Origin of the sequence: Citrobacter sp. TBCS-14, assembly GCF_005280805.1 — a bacterium.
GTDB lineage: Bacteria > Pseudomonadota > Gammaproteobacteria > Enterobacterales > Enterobacteriaceae > Citrobacter > Citrobacter gillenii.
Window position 1 is genome coordinate 1 of record NZ_SZWM01001242.1, and the last position, 519, is coordinate 519.

Sequence of the window (519 nt, forward strand, 5' to 3'; positions counted from 1 at the left end):
AAGCTGATGCTGCTCAGCATCCATCACCGTTTTCAGGTCATTGAGGACGGTCGTCATCTGATCAAGTATTTCTGACAAACGAGTCATACTTTATTTACTCTGTAGGTAGCTCTGTGCCTCGCGGATCAGCGAGTCGGCAATTTTTCCGGTATCCATTTTCANGTATCCATTTTCAACTCACCGTTACGGATGGCGGTTTTCAGTGATTCAACGCGCTCCATATTGATGTCGTTGGTGCCGGGTTGCATCAGCTTTGCCTGCGCGTCGCTCAACATGACGCTAGTGCTGTTGGTCGTGGACGTTTTTTCCTTACGCGTTTTTTGGACCAACGTGTCGCTGGCTTCGCGCGGCTGGACAGTACTAACTGGCTTCAATGGTGAGGTACGATCAATACTCATTTTTTCTATCCTCATCGAGGGGTTACGCTATAGCGACCCGCTTTAATCATTGGTTGATTATCTATCGGCACTCGCTAAAAAATCTTTAACCTATTATAGGTTAATAAGAATATTCCCATCA

At 46.1% G+C, this 519-nt stretch carries 2 pseudogenes; both read right to left on the minus strand.

Going from position 1 to position 519, the window contains the following annotated elements:
• A pseudogene (locus tag FDX22_RS26485) lies at positions 1–87 on the minus strand (flagellar biosynthesis protein FlgN); the annotation flags it as partial.
• A gap of 3 nt (positions 88–90) precedes the next feature.
• Positions 91–398: pseudogene (flgM, locus tag FDX22_RS26490) on the minus strand (flagellar biosynthesis anti-sigma factor FlgM).
• Positions 399–519 lie beyond the last annotated feature (121 nt).